Consider the following 18,815-nt stretch of genomic DNA (forward strand, 5'->3'; position numbering starts at 1 on the left):
TTATGTCTGAGTTAAAACAAGATCAATACTGGATGCAGCAAGCCATTGAACTTGCCAAACGAGGACTCTATTCGACAAAACCAAATCCGAATGTGGGTTGTGTCATTGTCAAAGATAATCAAATCATTGGTGAAGGTTTTCACCCTAAAGCTGGTCAACCTCATGCTGAAGTTTTTGCCTTACGCGAGGCGGGTGAACAGGCACAAGGTGCAACGGCTTATGTCACGCTTGAACCATGTGCACATTATGGCAGAACCCCTCCTTGTGCCGAAGCATTGGTGAAAGCCCAAGTTAAAAAAGTAGTGGTTGCTTGTCCTGATCCTAATCCATTGGTTGCAGGTAAAGGTGTTCAGATATTAAAAAATGCCGGTATTGAAGTAGAAATCGGTATTTGTGAAGATTTGGCAGCTCAACTTAATCAAGGCTTTTTAAAAGCGATGTCTACCGGCATGCCATATGTACGATTAAAAGTTGCTTCTAGTCTTGATGGACGTACTGCGATGGCATCTGGTGAGTCGAAGTGGATTACAGGTTCTGCGGCCCGTCAAGATGTCCAACATTGGCGTGCCATTTCAGGCGCCGTGATTACAGGTATTGAAACTGTAATTGCCGATGACTGCCAACTTAATGTACGTTCACTTCATAATGTTGATATCGAAACGGTTGCTCAGCCAAAACGTGTAATTCTAGATCGGAGAGGGCGTTTACCGCTCACCGCTAAAATTTTAGAAAATCCTGAAACTGTGATGGTCATGGGACCATATCGTCAGGAACTTGCTGACTTAGGCGTGATACAATTAGAAATTCAGCCTTTAAAAACACTATTACAGACCTTATCTAAGCAATACCAAATTTATGATGTGCTGATCGAGGCTGGCGCGACATTATCAAGTGCCTTTTTGCAAGAAGGCTTGATTGATGAAATGATCAGTTATGTGGCTCCAACTTTATTGGGGCAAAGTGCAAGAGCCATGTTCAATGCAGATTTTGAATATATGGCACAGCAACTTCGTTTTAAACTTCTTGATGTAACACAACTTGATCAAGATATACGCTTAAGGTTAATCCCTACGCAAGAGAAAGTATGAATTCAGAGCCTTCGGTATACCACAAACGTCGTCATGCAGCCCGCACGACAGACGAATATCTTTTCCATCAGCTTGTCCCGTATTTGGGCAACAAGCGCCGATTGCTCCACTTAATTTTAGAAGCTCTGGAAATCACAGGGACGCTTAATAGCAAGAAAAAGAACCCCCCGATTTTTGCTGACTTTTTTGCAGGTAGTGGTGTAGTGTCTCGTTTAGCGCGTCAAAATGGTTACCGTGTGATTGCAAATGACTGGGAACCTTATAGCCATGCGTTAAATCATGCAATTTTAGCGTGTGTCGATGCACCTGCTTTTAAAGAGTTGGGTGGCTATCAGAAAGCGATTGATTATTTAAACCGCTTACCCGAGGTTAAAGGCTGGGTAACACACAATCTTTGCCCTCGTAATGATGATGTCTATGATCCATCTCGTGACCGTTTATTCTTTAAACGTCGCAATGGTATGCGCATCGATGCGATTCGCCAGCAAATTGCAACATGGCAAGCGCAAGGTGCAATTAATGATGTAGAAATGAGTGCCTTGCTTGCGCCATTACTCTATTCGGCAAGTTTTGTGAGTAATACTAGTGGTGTATTTAAAAGCTTCCACCAAGGGTGGGGCGGACGTACACAAACAGCGTTAGAGCGTATCGAATCACTACTTTGGTTAACACCGAGCCGTTTCTGTGAGATTGGCGACCGTAAACGCCCTGCTGCTGAAATGTGGTGTGTAGATGCTCAGCATCTAGCAAATCAGATGAGCGGTTTTGAAGTAGATGTAGCCTATCTTGACCCACCTTATAATCAGCATGCTTACAGTAGTAACTATCACGTTTTAAATGCGTTGACGTTATGGGATCAAGTCGATTTACCACCGCCAGATACGAAAGGCTATAAGAGTGGTATTGACCGTGCATGGCGTAAAGAACGTCCAAGTCCTTATAACTCTTCTAAACATGCAAAAGATGCGTATGAAAAATTACTTTCAACCATCAATGCACGTTATATTCTGACCAGTTATTCGACCGATGGTAACATTGAGCCGAAAGATTTACTGATGGCCAATCTGGAACGTGGAAAAGTGACTTTACTTACTCAAGATGTTCCACGTTATCGCGTAAGTAAACAACGTCAGTCAGAGCGTGCACGTGTGCTTGAGTTTATTGTGATTACAGATACTCATGCCAAACCAGGGCCACCGTTACGTCAATTGTTAGGCCAGCTTTACCACTTTGCCGAGCTAGGTGGTGTAGATACATCAGGCAATAGTACACAGCTCGCACTTTGGTAAGCGCTGCAATTTAAGCAGTGTAAAAGATTTGGAGATTGAGCCATGTTTACAGGCATTATTGAAAGTTTAGGTAAAGTAGAAAGCCTGCAAAGTGTAGGTGGCGATGTACGTTTACGTATTCAAACCGATTTGGATATGTCTGACGTACATTTGGGTGACTCAATTGCAACTAACGGGATCTGTCTCACAGTGATTGAGTGGGGTGATAACTGGTATGCGGCTGATGTGTCCCGTGAAAGTTTAAACCGCACGACTTTGGGTAACTGGAAAGTTGGTCAACGTGTCAATGTGGAAAAAGCCATGTTACCGACTACCCGCTTTGGTGGACACATTGTAAGTGGTCACGTTGATGGTGTAGGTGAAATTACCCTAGTACGTGAAGATGCTCGCTCAATTTATTTTGAAGTGACTGCGCCTGTAGAACTTGCCAAATATCTGGCAGAGAAAGGTTCAGTAACTGTAGATGGTATTAGCTTAACGATTAATCATTTACGCGGTAATATTTTAAGTTTAAACCTAATCCCACACACAGCAGAGCGTACTAATATTGGAACATGGCAAGTGGGTAGCAAGGTCAATCTTGAAGTTGATGTTTTAGCACGTTATATCGAGCGTTTATTACTAGGTGATAAAGCTGCTGAACAGAAAACCGAATCAAATATTAGTATGGCTTTCTTAGCTGAAAATGGTTTTTTAAAATAAACTTTTAAATTGCCAAAATAAAAAAACCGGACATACGTTCCGGTTTTTTATTTTAAAAATTAATGCTTGGTGAGAGTAACTGAGTGTGTACCGACCCAAGGTTTATTATGCTGAGTGCGTGTAATTGAAAATTCGCCTTTTTCCGATGCTCGTGTGAGTAAGATTGAAAGCGAATTAAAGTCGTTATGACTCATATAAAGTTCTTGTGCTGAGAAGGTCCATTGCTCGCCTTGATTAAGTTGCTCAATTTGCGTTGAAATCTGATGCGGAATGTCCATTTCTTACCCTCATTAATTTTCATAAATAATCATGATTTATTCTTATAATTGCTTGAACCATAAGAATATTATGCATGACCATTTTGTGACAATTAAATGTCATTTTGATGACAGGAAGAATATTAAAACTTTACTTTTCTATTTTTTCATCAGAAAAGTTAGAATTCTTTAAAATATATTCAATTTCTTCTTGAGCCGCAGCATGCAGTTTGGCACGGAAAACTGTTACTGCCTGTTCAATTAAGCTTTCAGCTTCAAGTTCTAGGCGAACACGTACACTTTCAAGCTCAGATAAGATTTGATCGTCAGTAATGCTAAGTTTTGCACCAGAAGAATAGTCAATTGCTGGCGTTTCAGGGTTTTTCTGATAACGTGCAGTATGTTCAGCAACTTCTTGTTCTAAATGACTGCGTAAAGCCTGCAAAGCTTCCGTTTGTTCACTAAATTTACGAACTTCGTCGGCCTGTAATTCAGCAGCATAAGCTGCTTCTTTTGCGCGCTTATCTGCAAGAGCTTTTTCTAAAGCAAGTTGGCGACGAATTCGCGCTTGCTCGATTAACTCTGCCTTTAAGTCAGCATATGCCTTTTCAATATTTTGTTGTGATTCTAACTGCGCTTTTTCGTCATTTAAAACCCACAGTTGAATAGGAGTCTGAGGCTCTAATAAATCACAAATACGAGCTAAATCCTGTTGATAAGCATGACGGACAGCTTCAGGCGCATTTAACCATCTTTTTTTAAAATCTTGCCCGACATTTAATGCCACCACAGTTCTCCTTTGCTCAACAGTATTTACATTTTAGCGCGTTATAATTTAAAGGTTCGAGGTTCTATACCTAAACGACGATACATTTTAAATTTTTCTCGGCCAATTTGCTTGGCTGCTTCATTATTTTCAACAATTTCTATAATGTGGCTAAAATGATTCACTTGTTCAAGTGTATGATTGTTAAAATTAAATACCAGCCAACCTTGTTCAGAAGGTTGTTTAGCCGAAATACATACTGCCGCATCTACCTGATCAACGCCATGGGCAATAAAGCTGGTCGGATCAAAGCTCCACAATTTTTCATCAAGTGTTTGTTGTAACTGCACATCTGGGCAATACCACCAGATTTTTGAATGTTTCAGTAAAATTTTTCGACATAAACGGCAAGCACTATCGACTTGCCGTTCTTCGCTGGTTTCAAACAGATAAAAGCTAACTTTAGCCATTCGTACTTACACGGTTAGCCAAGAATTGCATAAGTAGCGGTACTGGACGACCAGTTGCGCCTTTTGCTGAGCCTGATAACCATGCTGTTCCGGCAACATCCAAGTGAGCCCAGCGATAGTCACGAGTAAAACGCTCAAGGAAGCAGGCTGCTGTAATTGCGCCGCCATGTGGTCCACCAATGTTAGCGATGTCTGCAAAAGGAGAGTCCAATAGTTCTTGATAATCATCAATCACTGGCATGCGCCATACACGGTCAAATGATTGCTCACCAGCTTGTTGGAGTTCGGCTGCCAAAGTATCGTCCGGAGAAAATAAACCACTCAGTACTTTACCTAACGCAACTACGCAAGCACCAGTTAATGTTGCGATATCAATCACAACTGCCGGATTGAAACGTTTGATATACGTTAAGGTGTCGCAAAGGACCAAACGGCCTTCAGCGTCAGTGTTTAAAATTTCAACGGTCTGCCCACTCATGGTTGTTACAATGTCGCCTGGGCGAGTTGCTTTACCTGAAGGCATATTTTCCGCAGCTGCAATCGCACCCACAACATGGATTGGAAGACGTGCCTCACATAAAGCACGGATTGTGCCGAGTACAGAAGCTGCACCACACATATCAAACTTCATTTCATCCATGCCAAGCCCTGGTTTTAAAGAAATACCGCCTGTATCAAAAGTTACGCCTTTACCGACAAGTACGACAGGAGCTTGTTCAAGCTGTGCTTGGTATTCAAGAGTCACAATACGGCCCGGACGCTCAGACCCTTTGCTGACTGCAAGAAATGCATACATGCCTAAATCAGCCATTTGTTGCTCATTTAAGACAGTGACTTTAAGTAAGTCTGGGAATTCTGCAGCTAAAGCTAACGCCTGTTCTGCCAGATATTCAGGGAAACAGATATTACCTGGTCGGTTTCCTAAGTCACGAGCATAAGACTGACCAGATTGTACGGCATGTACTAAAGCGAGTTGATTTTCATCAAGGCTGGTTTGTGAGCTAATTAAATCAACTTGTTGTAACACAAATTCATTTTTTTTCGATTTAAACTCATCATAACCATAAGCTGCTTGAGTTAAGCTTAATGCAAATAAATAATGGTATTCGACAGGTAACGCAGCAATATCAATTGCGATATGCTTAAATTTATTTTGTGCCGAATTGATAATGGTTTGCGCCAATTTTGCTAACTTAGCTGCTTGAAGTTCAGCTGCTTTTCCTAAACCAAGTAATTGGCTATGGGGCTGAGTGCTAAGTTGACCAAATAATGGCAACGTTTCATTGAAGTTGGCTTTAAATTGAGTTGCTGTAAGAATACTTTCTAGATTATTGATTTGATATGTATTGAGATTGCTTTGTAGCTGTTCTGAATCAACTAAAATCCACAAAGATTCATTAGATGTTTGTTCAGGAAAAGTTGTATAAGTTGTAAATTTCATGGCTGCCGTGATTGCCTATAGAAAGTTATGTTGGATTGAAACATTGAAACACTTTCAAGCATAGCGTTGCAATGTGCGGTTTTATATTTTTAACATTCGGGTAAACTAGCGTTCGTCCCGATTAGCCTTTTGGAAGTATTAATTTGATTATTCGGCGTTATCTCGTCAAGCAAGTTGTCTCTACCTCATTGGTGGTCATTGCATTATTGACCTTAATCATGATGGGTGGTCGTCTGATCAAATACTTTGGTGTGGCGGCACAGGGGCGACTAGATGCCAGTATCTTGTTTAGCATCATTGGATATCGTTTACCTGAATTTCTAACCCTCATTTTACCACTTGGGTTTTTTATTGGTTTAATGTTGGTGTTTGGTCGTTTATATGTTGACCATGAAATGGCCGTATTGAATGGTAGTGGGGTAAGTCGTCATCAGTTAGCGCGCTTACTTATTCCAATGACACTGGTTTACATGGTGTGTCAGTCCGTACTTATGCTTTGGATGACGCCGTGGGGACTTCGTGAATTCGAAAAATTAACTACAACCCAAGCAGTGCGTACAGGGTTTGACTTGGTGCGACCAAGAGAGTTTATTTCTTCTGGACCTTATACGATTTATGCAGGTTCTTTGTCGGAAGATCGAAAAAACCTTAAAGATATTTTCTTTTATCAGCGTGCAGCCAAAGAAGGCAAGCCAGATGTCATGATTTTGGCAAAAGAGGCAACACGTGTTGAGGTCGCGAATGATACAGCCAATGTGGTTGATCTCGTTCAAGGTCGACGCTATGAAATATTCCCGGGACAACCAAAATATACACAAGCAGAGTTCCAGTCTTATCGTCTACGTTTAGAAAATGACAAAGATGTTAAGTTTGAGAGTGGCGATGTAGAAGCACTTTCCACATCAAAACTATTTTCTAAAGCAAATGATCCGGTCGTAAGAAGTGAGTTGGGCTGGCGCTTATTTGGTCCGTTTACCATTATTATTGCCTTGATGCTATCTGTGGCATTGTCGGAAGTAAGCCCGCGACAAGGTCGTTATTATCGCCTTATTCCATCTATCTTTATTTTCGCGAGTTTGATCGTACTCATGATTGCAATTAAAACTCGTATAAGTAAAGGAGAACTGGATATTTGGGCTTATCCAGTGGCTTTATTGGTTTATGCAATCGCAGCTGCCTTATTTTCACGTAAGCAGAAATTAGGGCCGAAAATCAAGAAACAGATTAAGCGAGTGAAATTATAATGTTAGCACGTCGAATAGTCGCCAAATATGTGACGAAAACCACTGCGCTCGCAATGTTTGGTACCACCATTGTTTTGTCTGTTTTGCAAATCCTGTTTACTTATCTGGGTGAATTAGGTGAGCTAAAACCTGACTATAATGCATGGCAAGCTTTTATCTATGTGTTATGGGGTGCCCCTCGCTATCTATATGAAATTTTACCTATCTCGGCCTTAATTGGCGCTGTGATTGGGTTAGGCGCTTTAGCATCCAATAGTGAGCTGATCGTGATGCGTTCAGTCGGGATTAGCTTATGGCGTATTGTAGGTTGGGTTATGCGCTCAGCTTTGCTACTTATTGTTTTGTCTTTTGCTCTAAGTGAGTGGGTTGTTCCCTATACAAATGAGAAAGCGCAAAGTGTCAAAAGCCATCGATCAGTTGCTGCTTTAGGTGAAGTGAAAGGCTATTGGTCACGAGAAGGGCAACGTTTTATTTATATTGATTATGCGAACTCACAAGGAAATTTAAGAGATATTCAGGTCGTAGACTTTAACAAAGACTACCATTTACAGTCTTTAATTAATGCAGAGCAAGGAAAGTTTATCCAAGATGGGCAATGGTCTTTACAGAAAGCCAGCCAGATGGACATTCTTACAGATGGTAATTCGATACTAAATAATCATGATCAGCAGTCTTTAGGTTTGGCTCTACAGCCTAAATATGTACACATGGTGACTTTAGACCCTGAGGACTTGTCTCCAAGTCAGCTGATTAGTTTTATGCGCTATATGGACGAATATAGCCAAGTACCGAAAACTTACCAATTAGCTTTTTGGCAAAAAGTCGCTTCTCCATTTTCACTCATTACTCTTGTATTAGTGGCTTGTTCTTTTATTTTTGGTCCACTACGTCAACAGTCGATGGGTTTCCGTTTGGTGATCGCACTCTTCATTGGTTTAGGCTTTTATTATTTACAAGACTTCTTGGGCTACGCAAGTTTGGTATACGCGCCTTCACCAGCTTGGTTTGTACTCATGCCTATTATTTTAATGTTTGGTGCCGGAAGTTATTTGCTTTATCGGGCCCGTTAAATTGAAAGTATATGAATGGCTTTCTCAATGAGGAGCATTGGGGAAAGCCATAGGAAAAAATAGAGTCTTCACCGAAAATTCGGTAAGATATTGCGATGAAATTGTAGACAAAAGAGAAATTGATTATGACGGATGCAACTGCTGGCAAGATCCCTCACGTTCTGGTCATTATGGATGGTGTTGGACACCGTGAAGCGATTGAAGATAATGCTTTTCTTGCAGCAAAAACCCCGAATTTAACTGCAATGAAAGCAAAGCATCCAAATAGTCTCATTTCTGGTTCTGGTGAAGATGTTGGTTTACCTGATGGACAAATGGGTAACTCTGAAGTTGGTCACATGAACCTTGGCGCTGGCCGAGTGTTATACCAAGACTTCACACGTATTACTAAAGATATTCGTACTGGTGCTTTTTTTGAGCACGAAGTATTGGTTGATGCTGTAGAAAAAGCAAAAGCAGCGGGTGGCGCAGTTCATATTATGGGGCTACTTTCAGAAGGTGGCGTCCATTCACATGAAGATCATATTGTGGCGATGTGTGAACTTGCCTTAAAACGCGGTGCGAAAGTTTACTTACATGCATTCCTTGATGGTCGTGATACTCCTCCACGTAGTGCTCAACCTTCATTAGAAAAATTAGATGCTTTATTCGCTCAATATGAAGGCAAGGGCCGTATTGCAACCATGATTGGTCGCTATTTTGCAATGGATCGTGATAACCGTTGGGATCGTGTTGAGCAGGCTTACCGTTTATTAACGGAAGGTGAAGCTGTTCGTACTGCAACTACTGCGGTTGAAGGCTTAGAGCTTGCATATGCTGCAAATGAAAATGATGAGTTTGTAAAAGCAACCCGTATTGGTGAGATCGCTAAAGTTCAAGATGGCGATAGTGTTGTATTTATGAATTTCCGTGCTGATCGTGCCCGTGAAATTACGCGTGCGTTTGTTGAAAAAGATTTCGCAGGTTTTGAGCGTAAAGTTGTACCGAACCTTTCTAAATTTGTCATGTTGACGCGTTATCAGGCAAGTATTGATGCACCTGTGGCATATATGCCTGAAGAGTTAAAGAACTCGCTTGGTGAATATTTATCTTCTTTAGGTAAAACACAATTACGTATTGCTGAAACTGAGAAATATGCCCATGTGACTTTCTTCTTTAGTGGTGGTCGTGAAGACGAATATCCAGGTGAGAGGCGAATTCTAATTCCATCGCCAAACGTTGCGACATATGACTTAAAGCCTGAAATGAGTGCTTATGAAGTAACTGATGAGCTAGTCAAAGCAATTAACTCGGGTGAGTACGACTTACTTGTTGTGAACTATGCCAATGGTGATATGGTCGGTCATACAGGCGTATTTGATGCTGCAGTTAAGGCTGTTGAAGCAGTTGATACATGTTTAGGTCGTGTATACGAAGCTGTAATGGCGAAAAAAGGCCATATGCTTATTACGGCTGACCACGGTAATGTTGAACAAATGCAAGATTATGAAAGTGGTCAGGTTCATACTCAGCATACAACAGAGCTTGTGCCTTTTATTTATGTGGGTCCAACCCAAGCAACGATTGCAGAAGGTGGCGTGCTTGCTGATGTTGCACCGACCATTCTGAACTTAATGCAGATTCCTGTGCCTGCTGAAATGCAAGGTCGTAATCTCATTACATTGTCTGCTTAAGCGATAGGTGACTAAATGCTGCAACACAATATATATAAAGCTTTTTTTGTTAGCGTATTGATGTGTTGCAGCCAGCTTGCTCTTGCAGCCCCTGTTGTAAAAGAAAAATTATCGCCTCTGCATCCTGATTCCCCAGAATCAGAAGAAAGTTATGCAGAAGTACCTATTGAGTCTATTCAACAGTTTGTACAAATATATGGAATCGTCCGTGATAATTATGTCGATGAAAAATCGGATGATGCTTTATTTTTACAGGCAATTAAAGGTTTAGTCAGTGGTCTAGACCGTTACTCCCGCTATTTGTCAGCTGAAGAATACCGTCAACTCATTCAATATACTGAAGGGGATCTTGCTTCAGTTGATTTTGTACTAAGCCCCGAATCACATGTTCATAAATGGATGATTCGTGACCTTAAGACGGGTTCTGACTCATATAAACTAGGCTTAAGAAATGGCCAAACTATTTTAAAGATTGATAATCAGGAACTTAAAAATCTGACACATGATCAGGTGCTAGGTTTGCTTTATGGATCGATAGGCTCGACGCTTCAAGTACAAACAGAAGAGTCAAATAGTCCAATTAGTTTAGTCCGTAATAAAAAGATTGAAACCGATATTGAGCCTGTGATGTTGCACAATCAGGTGTTGGTATTAAAAATTAGAGTATTTCAACAAGATACCGCCAATGAGATTAAGCGTTTAATTGAAGAAAATAGTTCTTCGCGTTTAAAAGCGGTGTTAATTGATTTAAGAAATAACCCAGGCGGCTTGTTATCTGCTGCTGTTGAGTCAGCCGATTTATTTTTAAATCATGGCATTATTGTCTCTACAAAAAGTCGTTCAGAAGGCAACCAGCAATTTCAGGCTTTACCGGGTAACGATTTCCAAAATATAAAAGTTGGTATTTTAATTAATCACCGATCTGCCTCGGCAGCAGAAGTTTTTACTGCTGCAATGAAAGAGCATCAACGTGCTTGGGTCATGGGTGAAAAAAGTTATGGAAAGGGTGTTGTGCAAAAGCTTTTCCCTCTACCAAGTGGGGCAGCGCTACAAATGACAGTCTCACATTACTACACACCAAATGGTAATATGATTGAGGGGCAAGGTATTCAGCCTAACCAGACTTATCCCTTACCCCCAGAAATGAAAGAAGAAGTTTATCTAGATCGTGTTGCCGATCTCCTTCTAAAAAGAAAGTAAATTTTATACTTCCTGTTCTGTCTCCGTATCTAATCCAAATTTTTTCAGACGATAGCGTAAAGAGCGGAAAGTCATTCCTAATTTTTTAGCTGCTAAAGTACGATTCCAATGAGTCATATTGAGTGCATTGAGTAAAATATCTTTTTCAATATTTTCTAAATAACGTTCTAAGCCTTCACTTGGTAATTTTTTTACGACTTGAGGAGCTGCCACAGTGGTTTGTATGCTTTGAGCAGCCGAAGCAAAAGGATTAGAAATATTCGCTCTTAGAGGAGCAGGATGTAAATGAGATACATCTATCGTGGCATCTTCACTTAAGGTAATTGCGCGCTCAATCATATTTCTTAATTCGCGAACATTACCCGGAAAGTGTTGCTGTAGCAGATAAGTTTTGGCCGCTTCTGTTAATTGTTTAGGTGGCGTTTCCCAATCCATACAAACTTTCTGAATAAAGTGATTGGCTAGTAAAAGGACATCTTCGCCACGTTCACGTAGAGGTGGCAATATGAGGTCCATAACATGAATACGGAAGAATAAATCTTGACGGAATTTACCTTGTCTAACCAATAAATCTAAATCTTGATGACTTGCACTAATCACACGGAAATCAACATCGATTTCCTGATCTGAACCGACAGGTCGGATCTTTTTTTCCTGTACTGCGCGGAGCAGTTTGACCTGCATACTTAAAGGTAATTCGGCAATTTCATCTAAAAATAAACTGCCACCGTGTGCCGATAAAATGAGGCCTTGCTTATCTTGAGTTGCTCCGGTAAAGCTCCCTTTTTTATGCCCAAAAAGCTCACTTTCCATGAGTTCGGTTGGAATGGCACCGCAGTTAATTGCAATAAAAGGGCCTTCACTACGGTTACTCAGCCGATGAACTAAGTTAGCAACTACTTCTTTACCTGTTCCAGACTCACCGGTAACAAATACCGGTGCTTGAGAGCGAGCAATTTTTTTAATTGCAATACGTAGCTGCTGGATGGGTAGAGAACGGCCGATTAATAATTTATTTTCTAACGCATTCTCGGTAGCATCATGCTCTACTTTTTGCCGATTCAAGGCTTTTTGTAATAACTGATCTAGATGTACTTGGTTGACCGGTTTGCTTACAAAATCAAAAGCGCCTGCTTTTAATGCTGCAATTGCAATATCCATATTGCCGTAGGCGGTTAAAACGGCAATGGGAGTATTAGTATAATTTTGAGAGACATGTTTAACTAAATCTATCCCGCTCCCATCGGGTAGGTTTAAGTCGGTTAAACACGCATCGTAATGAAACTGAGTGAAGAGTTGTTTGGCCTGTTCAACCCGATAAGCAAGATGTGTTTTAATCCCCATTCGTGCAAGTGTCATTTGCATTAAAAGGCACAAATCTTCTTCATCGTCTACAAGCAAAACCAGTGGTTGCTGTTCTGCCATTTCCCCAAAAACCTAATAAAAAATCAATATATTATTGGGCATTCTATTCTGAAGCATGCCCCTTGTTTTTGCTCTACATAGGTGAGCTTTGCATGGTTCGCCTCACAAAAACTATGAGACAAATATAATCCTAAACCAGTTCCATTAATTTCGGTACTAAAAAATGGTTTAAATAATTGAGATATATCACGTTTTGAAACACCTTCACCGTAATCGATCACATCAATATAAATTTTATTTGTCTGTGAATGAATGTTGATCGTAATGTACGGTGAGTCGGGGGCATTATGCCGTAAAGCATTTCTCACCAGATTAATCATGACTTGTCTTAATTGTTTTTCATCAAATAAAAATTTTAAAGAACTATCCGAAATTTTAAGTTGAATTGAATGTTTAACGTCAAATAAATCTTCTTCGAGCAATGTAACTATGAAGTGTTTTACATCGATCTGGATAGGATGTGTTCTTTCGCTACGAGCAAGCCCTAAGGTATCTTGAACAATACTATCAATACGTTTGGTTTGTTTGCCAATCATATGACGCAAAGTATTTTGTTGTTCTGGATCGCTATCTTTCAGTAACTCATTTGCTTGTACGATTGCAGCGAGAGGATTGCGGATCTCATGTGCAATACTTGCTGAGAGTTGCCCTAGCGCAGCAAGCTTAAGCTGTTGTGCTTGCTGATTAATTTGTTGGGCATCTTGTAAAATGAGCAGGGTTAGCGTTTGTTGTGGGACCAAAAGGTGTTGCACTTTAATGTTGATGGAGTACGCCGATAGCCGAGACTCAAAAATGAATCGGTCACCTTCTTTTAAGTCGCCAAACTTTAAAATTTCAAATAAATCGGTATGCCACTTTGCTAAAGGATATTTTTCATTGGCAAATTGAGGGGGAATACCCAAGAGTGAACAGGCCGCAGGATTACTGACAACGATGTCGTAATTCTCATCCAAAACTAAATAGCCTTCTTCAATTTGTTCTAAGATATAACGGTTAATATTTTGGAGTTGATAAAGTTCAATTGACTGGTGAAAGGTGAGTGCTTCAAGTAATTTAAAGCGCTGCACTGCAATTTGGCCAATTCCGTGAACCACAAAAAATAAGAAAGCTAAGAGAGCGCTATTACCAATAGTATTTAGATTGTTATAGTCAAATAGGCTACCTACAAATCGTTGGTAAATAACAGCAATAACCGCAAGCAATGTAATCAGCAAAGACATTCTTGCGCTGAGCAAAATCGCCGAGGTAAAGATGGCAATTACATAGAGTAAGCTGAGTTGTAAATTTGGTTCACCCACAGAAAAAGTCAGTAAACTCAAACAAATAATATCAACAATAAAAAATAAAATAAGCTGTCGTGTGGCTTGAGTAGCAATAAATTTAAAGCATAACAGCTGAACAAGACTTAAGAGCGAATAGCCGAGTAGTGTGTAGGAATATAAGGCAGGTTGCTGCAAACTGTTATCAGTTTGCGCATCGGTTAAAACTAAAATAATATTCAGGCTAACCGCAATAATAAGACGGTATAAGCCATACCAAGTGCCCAAACGAAAAATCGTATGGGACAAGGATGAATTTAAGGGAAATTGCATGTAAGTTTGGTTATGGCTTGATCAAACCGTAACGAATCGCAAGATGTGTTAGTTTTACATCGCTATCAATTCCTAACTTTTCAAAAATACGATAACGGTAAGTATTTACAGTTTTCACACTTACAAAAAGTTTATCGGCAATTTCTTGGGCACTAATACAGTTGACGATCATCATTGCAACTTGCATTTCCCGTTCTGATAACGAATCAAAAGGGGATTGTTGAGTGTCGGATAAATATGAGCTCGCGAGTTGTTCGGCAATATCTGCACTAAAATATTTACCGCCTTGCATGACCTTATTAATTGCACGAACCATTTCGGCAATTGGCGCGCCTTTAGTGATATAGCCTTTTGCACCGGCTTTTAATAATAAAGATGGGTAAGGCTCTTCGGCGAGGCCGCTTACAGCAATGACTTTTGTCTCTGGAGCCGTCTGTAATAAACGACGGGTTGTTTCTACGCCACCGATGCCCGGCATATTGACATCCAGCAGTACGACTTGCGGATGTTGTTGGCGAACGATAGCAATTGCTTCTTCGCCCGATTCGGCTTGTCCAATTACCTCAACATCGGCATGATCTTCTAACATACGGCAAATACCCGTACGTACCAGTTCATGGTCATCGACAACTAAAACTGTAATCAAGAAGACCTCCTTTCTTTCAAAAAACAAGTTTTTTGTTACATAAAGCAAAATAAGCTTGCAATGGAATGACAAAATTAGCAATCCTATTCTTCTATAGTGAGCGAATAGTTGTGCACAATTGTGTCGGTAAAAGCTTTATACCTTATATCTCAAATGTAAGGCATAATGATAGTAAGCGCAAATGTGTGTCACCCTGAGTCGAGTATTGTGCCGTGAAAAATTCTAAAAAGTCTTTAATGCATGTGCTAAGCATGTCTATTTTGCTTAGTTTGAGTTCAACAAGCTTTGCAGAACTCGTCAATAACCCGTCTTCAGGGAGTACTGGTACTGCAAGTTTAAATTGGACTGCAGCGGATGCTAGTCAACTTTTAAATGATGAAGATGATGAACCGACTCCGCAAGGTTCAACTTCTGTAACCACAACATTGCGTGGCAGTAATGCGCCAAGAGTTATTACTTCTGCCCCTAAAGTTGCTCCAATCCGTGATACTGTGGGTTATAACGCCCAGCCGAGTGTTAGTGCACGTGCTGCACTTGTAATGGATGCGCAAACAGGTGAGGTACTTTATAGTAAAAATACCAACGCATCAGTGCCGATCGCCTCTATTACTAAATTGATGACAGCAGTTGTAACGGCAGATGCCCGTTTAAACATGTCTGAAGAAATTACACTTGAGCAAATTGATTTTGCTGGGGCTGGCGGGAAAAACTCAAGCTCAACACTTCGTGTTGGCGATAAAATGAACCGCGCAGAAGTTCTTCTGTTTGCTCTGATGAAGTCAGAAAATCCGGCAGCAGCAGCTCTAGCGCGTACTTATCCGGGTGGCCGTGCTGCATTCGTGGCGGCAATGAATGCTAAAGCGCGCGCTTTAGGTATGAATGCAACTCATTATTATGAGTCAACTGGTTTAGATCCGCGTAATGTATCTTCTGCGCGTGACTTGGGAATTTTGGCGAGTACAGCATCTCAATATGGTTTGATTCGTCAGTTCTCAACCACACCGACCTATGACTTTAATTTAGGTTATCGTGTTCTTAAATCAAATAATACAAATGCTTTAGTCCGTAATGGTGGTTGGAATATCAACTTATCTAAGACTGGTTATATTAATGAAGCAGGCCGTTGTGTAGTTATGCATACTACTGTGAACTCACGTCCAGCAGTGATTGTATTATTGGGTGAGCCAAGTACTCAGGCACGTAATAACGATGCAACTAACTTGCTCGGTTGGTTAAGTAATTTGCCAAAACGTATTTAATTTAATTATTTTTAAAAACGCTTCTTTTAAGAAGCGTTTTTTTATGCCATTTAAAAAGCATAAAAAAACGGCTGTATTAAACAGCCGCTTTTTATAAAAACTCAGATCTTACATATTAGATAAAATCGAATCTTTTACTTGGTCCATTGTTGCATCAATTGACAACATCACTGCATCAGCACATTGTTTAATTGCTGTATCAGGGTCTTTCAAGCCATTACCCGTTACTGTACATACAATGACAGAACCTTCAGCAATCTTACCGGCTTTAATGTCACGGATTGCACCGCCAATAGAAGCAGCAGATGCTGGCTCAACAAATACACCTTCATACATAGAAAGTAAGCGTTGAGCTTCTAAAATTTCGCTGTCTTGAAGTTCATCGAACCAACCTTTAGAGTCGCGTACTACAGCTTTTGCATGGTTCCAGCTTTGTGGGTTACCAATACGAATCGCAGTTGCAACTGTTTCCGGTTTTTCTACTGGAGCACCACGTAAGAAAGGAGCTGCGCCAGAAGCTTGATAACCTACCATTGTTGGTAAGCCTTCTGGTTTTGGACCAGTGAATTGATCAGTCGCAGCGTCATAAACAACTTGTTCAAATTGGCCAGCAGGTTGGTTAGCTACTGCTTCGGTATAACCCATCCAGTGAGCTGTAATGTTACCTGCGTTACCAACTGGTAAGCAGTGGTAATCAGGTGCACGGCCTAAAGCTTCAACGATTTCATAAGCAATAGTTTTTTGACCTTGCAAACGGTAAGGGTTGATTGAGTTTACAATCGTTACAGGTGCTTGATCAGCCACTTCTTTTACAAGACGCATACCATCATCGAAGTTACCACGGATTTGCATAGTGATCGCACCATACATCATGGCTTGCGCCATTTTACCCATCGCAATTTTGCCTTCTGGAATCAAAACAAACGCTTTGATACCTGCACGTGCAGCATAGGCAGCAGCAGCAGCAGAAGTGTTACCTGTAGATGCACAGATAATTGCTTTAGAGCCTTCTTCAACTGCTTTGGTTACAGCCATGGTCATACCACGGTCTTTAAATGAACCAGTCGGGTTTAAGCCCTCGTATTTCACATAAATTTCAACGTCTTTGCCAATAATACGTGGAATATTCTCAAGTTTAATGAGAGGGGTGTTGCCTTCACCCAAAGAGATAGCACGAGTAGTTGCCGAAACTGGCAAACGGTCACGATAACGATCTACAAGACCAGTATAACGATTGGCATTAGACATGATGGTGTTCCAATTATGAGGTGAAGCGGGAGAGGGAATCTTTCCCTCAACCTGATTAACTATCGAGCGATTCTAAACGAATTCTTACGATTTCGCCACGAATTGCAGGTAATGCTTGAATTTGCGCAAGAGCGTCATCCATTTTGGATTCAACGATTGGATCGGTCAAAATCACAATTGGAATGAGGTCTTTTAAGCGAGATTGTTGCATGATGGCATCAATACTGATTCCGGCACGGCTTAAGATGGTCGTCACATCTGCAAGTACACCAGTCTGATCTTCAGCATTTAAGCGGATGTAATAACCTGTGGTCATTTCTTCACGGCTTAAAATTGGCATATTTGTTAATGCTTCAAAAGCCAGTTGAGGAATTGTGCCTGCACCATCTTCTGTATAAGAAATATCACGAACGATATCAATTACATCGGCAACAACTGCAGAAGCTGTTGGGCCAGCACCAGCACCAGCACCGTAATAAAGTGTTGGACCTACTGCATTGGCTTGAACTAAAACAGCATTTTTAACGCCGTTTACGTTCGCAATAAGCTGCTCATCTGGAATAAGTGTCGGGTGAACACGTAGCTCAATACCCTTTTCAGCACGGCGGGCAATGCCTAGATGTTTAATACGGAAACCCAGCTCCTCAGCATACTTCACATCTTGTGCAGTAATTTTGCTGATACCTTCGGTATAGACTTTATCGAATTGCAAAGGAATACCAAACGCACAAGACGCTAAAATTGTAAGCTTGTGTGCAGCATCAATACCTTCAACGTCAAAAGTTGGGTCCGCTTCTGCATAACCGAGTTCTTGAGCTTCTTTTAATACATCATCAAATGCGCGGCCTTTTTCTCGCATTTCAGTCAAAATAAAGTTACCTGTGCCATTAATAATGCCTGCAAGCCATTCGATATGGTTTGCCGCAAGGCCTTCACGGATTACTTTAATAATTGGGATGCCACCAGCAACAGCTGCTTCATAAGCAATTTGTACAGCATTATCTTCTGCTGCTTTAAATAGTTCATTACCATGTTCAGCGAGTAATGCTTTGTTTGCAGTCACGACTTGTTTGCCGTGTTTGATCGCTTCCATAATGATTTCGTAAGCAGGATGAATACCACCCATAACTTCTACAACCACATCCACATCGGGTTGACGAACGATATCAAGTAAGTCAGCGCTTTGTTTAATCCCTTCCAATTCAAGATCTGGACGAGGACGACGTGTTCCAACGTGGGTAATTTGAATTTCTCGACCGGTGCGACGTTTAATTTCAGCGGCATTTTCTTGTAGTAGTTTAAGGGCTCCTCCACCTACGGTACCTAGACCGAGTATTGCCAGGCGAACTGGTTTCACGTCACACTCCATATCATCATTGAATCATTTAATTGAAGCTAGATCATAGCTAAAAAAAACGCCAGACTCTAGCGCTTTTAGCGCCTGT

17 protein-coding genes are annotated in these 18,815 nt (G+C 40.8%); 8 read left to right on the top strand and 9 right to left on the bottom strand.

Annotation, left to right across the window (positions count from 1 at the left end; all coding sequences use genetic code 11):
- The first annotated feature begins 2 nt into the window (after window positions 1-2).
- Genes ribD through G9371_RS15690 form a run of 3 tightly spaced genes read left to right on the top strand, consistent with a single transcriptional unit; the run spans window position 3 to window position 3,079 of the window.
- Window positions 3-1,088, top strand: coding sequence for a bifunctional diaminohydroxyphosphoribosylaminopyrimidine deaminase/5-amino-6-(5-phosphoribosylamino)uracil reductase RibD (ribD, locus tag G9371_RS15680; protein ID WP_001292512.1), 1,086 nt, complete (start codon window positions 3-5; stop codon window positions 1,086-1,088).
- Window positions 1,085-2,377 (top strand): DNA adenine methylase, encoded by a 1,293-nt coding sequence (locus G9371_RS15685; protein WP_001083669.1) that lies wholly within the window; start codon window positions 1,085-1,087, stop codon window positions 2,375-2,377. Before ribD ends, G9371_RS15685 begins: the two co-directional genes overlap by 4 nt.
- Before the next feature lie 42 nt (window positions 2,378-2,419).
- Complete coding sequence (locus G9371_RS15690; RefSeq protein ID WP_000493866.1) at window positions 2,420-3,079, top strand: riboflavin synthase; 660 nt, start codon at window positions 2,420-2,422, stop codon at window positions 3,077-3,079.
- A 59-nt stretch (window positions 3,080-3,138) separates the two neighbouring features.
- Here the strand turns inward: G9371_RS15690 and G9371_RS15695 are convergent, their stop codons facing one another.
- From G9371_RS15695 to G9371_RS15710, 4 genes are all read right to left on the bottom strand, one after another.
- Complete coding sequence (locus tag G9371_RS15695; RefSeq protein ID WP_000354154.1) at window positions 3,139-3,357, bottom strand: hypothetical protein; 219 nt, start codon at window positions 3,355-3,357, stop codon at window positions 3,139-3,141.
- Between the two features lie 130 nt (window positions 3,358-3,487).
- Window positions 3,488-4,126: a hypothetical protein gene (locus G9371_RS15700; RefSeq protein WP_001988710.1), complete on the bottom strand. Its 639-nt coding sequence runs from the start codon at window positions 4,124-4,126 to the stop codon at window positions 3,488-3,490.
- Between the two features lie 38 nt (window positions 4,127-4,164).
- Window positions 4,165-4,572, bottom strand: coding sequence for a DNA polymerase III subunit chi (locus tag G9371_RS15705; protein ID WP_165471286.1), 408 nt, complete (start codon window positions 4,570-4,572; stop codon window positions 4,165-4,167).
- Complete coding sequence (locus G9371_RS15710; RefSeq protein ID WP_029424463.1) at window positions 4,565-6,013, bottom strand: leucyl aminopeptidase; 1,449 nt, start codon at window positions 6,011-6,013, stop codon at window positions 4,565-4,567. Before G9371_RS15710 ends, G9371_RS15705 begins: the two co-directional genes overlap by 8 nt.
- A gap of 143 nt (window positions 6,014-6,156) precedes the next feature.
- Between G9371_RS15710 and lptF the strand changes: the two genes are divergently transcribed.
- From lptF to G9371_RS15730, 4 genes are all read left to right on the top strand, one after another.
- Window positions 6,157-7,257, top strand: a complete 1,101-nt coding sequence (gene lptF, locus G9371_RS15715) for an LPS export ABC transporter permease LptF (protein WP_000586912.1) — start codon at window positions 6,157-6,159, stop codon at window positions 7,255-7,257.
- Window positions 7,257-8,327: an LPS export ABC transporter permease LptG gene (lptG, locus tag G9371_RS15720; RefSeq protein WP_002062387.1), complete on the top strand. Its 1,071-nt coding sequence runs from the start codon at window positions 7,257-7,259 to the stop codon at window positions 8,325-8,327. Before lptF ends, lptG begins: the two co-directional genes overlap by 1 nt.
- 125 nt (window positions 8,328-8,452) lie before the next feature.
- Window positions 8,453-10,000 carry a 2,3-bisphosphoglycerate-independent phosphoglycerate mutase gene (gene gpmI / locus G9371_RS15725; protein WP_005140210.1) on the top strand — a complete coding sequence of 516 codons (1,548 nt, stop codon included), beginning with the start codon at window positions 8,453-8,455 and terminating at the stop codon, window positions 9,998-10,000.
- A 15-nt stretch (window positions 10,001-10,015) separates the two neighbouring features.
- Window positions 10,016-11,200, top strand: a complete 1,185-nt coding sequence (locus tag G9371_RS15730; protein WP_000939109.1) for a S41 family peptidase — start codon at window positions 10,016-10,018, stop codon at window positions 11,198-11,200.
- 3 nt (window positions 11,201-11,203) lie between these two features.
- Here the strand turns inward: G9371_RS15730 and G9371_RS15735 are convergent, their stop codons facing one another.
- The 3 genes from G9371_RS15735 to G9371_RS15745 are packed head-to-tail and all read right to left on the bottom strand — an operon-like array spanning window position 11,204 to window position 14,863.
- Window positions 11,204-12,625 (bottom strand): sigma-54-dependent transcriptional regulator, encoded by a 1,422-nt coding sequence (locus G9371_RS15735; RefSeq protein WP_000840556.1) that lies wholly within the window; start codon window positions 12,623-12,625, stop codon window positions 11,204-11,206.
- 23 nt (window positions 12,626-12,648) lie between these two features.
- The gene (locus tag G9371_RS15740; RefSeq protein WP_001160340.1) at window positions 12,649-14,217 is read right to left on the bottom strand and encodes a sensor histidine kinase; all 1,569 of its coding nucleotides are present in this window, start codon (window positions 14,215-14,217) and stop codon (window positions 12,649-12,651) included.
- 10 nt (window positions 14,218-14,227) lie between these two features.
- Window positions 14,228-14,863 (bottom strand): response regulator, encoded by a 636-nt coding sequence (locus tag G9371_RS15745; RefSeq protein ID WP_000633798.1) that lies wholly within the window; start codon window positions 14,861-14,863, stop codon window positions 14,228-14,230.
- A 212-nt stretch (window positions 14,864-15,075) separates the two neighbouring features.
- Here G9371_RS15745 and pbpG point away from each other — a divergent pair, with 212 nt between their 5' ends.
- Complete coding sequence (pbpG, locus tag G9371_RS15750) at window positions 15,076-16,122, top strand: D-alanyl-D-alanine endopeptidase PBP7/8 (RefSeq protein WP_005140205.1); 1,047 nt, start codon at window positions 15,076-15,078, stop codon at window positions 16,120-16,122.
- Window positions 16,123-16,230: 108 nt separating this feature from the next.
- Here the strand turns inward: pbpG and thrC are convergent, their stop codons facing one another.
- The gene (gene thrC / locus G9371_RS15755) at window positions 16,231-17,370 is read right to left on the bottom strand and encodes a threonine synthase (protein ID WP_000063596.1); all 1,140 of its coding nucleotides are present in this window, start codon (window positions 17,368-17,370) and stop codon (window positions 16,231-16,233) included.
- Window positions 17,371-17,425: 55 nt separating this feature from the next.
- Window positions 17,426-18,727 carry a homoserine dehydrogenase gene (locus G9371_RS15760; protein ID WP_000805827.1) on the bottom strand — a complete coding sequence of 434 codons (1,302 nt, stop codon included), beginning with the start codon at window positions 18,725-18,727 and terminating at the stop codon, window positions 17,426-17,428.
- Between the last annotated feature and the right edge of the window lie 88 nt (window positions 18,728-18,815).

This window comes from Acinetobacter sp. EKM10A (assembly GCF_011075215.1).
GTDB lineage: Bacteria > Pseudomonadota > Gammaproteobacteria > Pseudomonadales > Moraxellaceae > Acinetobacter > Acinetobacter baumannii.

What these genes read in the sequence shown, in the direction of transcription:
- ribD (WP_001292512.1), top strand. Translation starts at nt 3, where the DNA reads ATGTCTGAGTTAAAACAAGATCAATACTGGATGCAGCAAGCCATTGAA.
- G9371_RS15685 (WP_001083669.1), top strand. Translation starts at nt 1,085, where the DNA reads ATGAATTCAGAGCCTTCGGTATACCACAAACGTCGTCATGCAGCCCGC.
- G9371_RS15690 (WP_000493866.1), top strand. Translation starts at nt 2,420, where the DNA reads ATGTTTACAGGCATTATTGAAAGTTTAGGTAAAGTAGAAAGCCTGCAA.
- G9371_RS15695 (WP_000354154.1), bottom strand. Translation starts at nt 3,357, where the DNA reads ATGGACATTCCGCATCAGATTTCAACGCAAATTGAGCAACTTAATCAA.
- G9371_RS15705 (WP_165471286.1), bottom strand. Translation starts at nt 4,572, where the DNA reads ATGGCTAAAGTTAGCTTTTATCTGTTTGAAACCAGCGAAGAACGGCAA.
- G9371_RS15710 (WP_029424463.1), bottom strand. Translation starts at nt 6,013, where the DNA reads ATGAAATTTACAACTTATACAACTTTTCCTGAACAAACATCTAATGAA.
- lptG (WP_002062387.1), top strand. Translation starts at nt 7,257, where the DNA reads ATGTTAGCACGTCGAATAGTCGCCAAATATGTGACGAAAACCACTGCG.
- gpmI (WP_005140210.1), top strand. Translation starts at nt 8,453, where the DNA reads ATGACGGATGCAACTGCTGGCAAGATCCCTCACGTTCTGGTCATTATG.
- G9371_RS15730 (WP_000939109.1), top strand. Translation starts at nt 10,016, where the DNA reads ATGCTGCAACACAATATATATAAAGCTTTTTTTGTTAGCGTATTGATG.
- G9371_RS15735 (WP_000840556.1), bottom strand. Translation starts at nt 12,625, where the DNA reads ATGGCAGAACAGCAACCACTGGTTTTGCTTGTAGACGATGAAGAAGAT.
- G9371_RS15740 (WP_001160340.1), bottom strand. Translation starts at nt 14,217, where the DNA reads ATGCAATTTCCCTTAAATTCATCCTTGTCCCATACGATTTTTCGTTTG.
- thrC (WP_000063596.1), bottom strand. Translation starts at nt 17,370, where the DNA reads ATGTCTAATGCCAATCGTTATACTGGTCTTGTAGATCGTTATCGTGAC.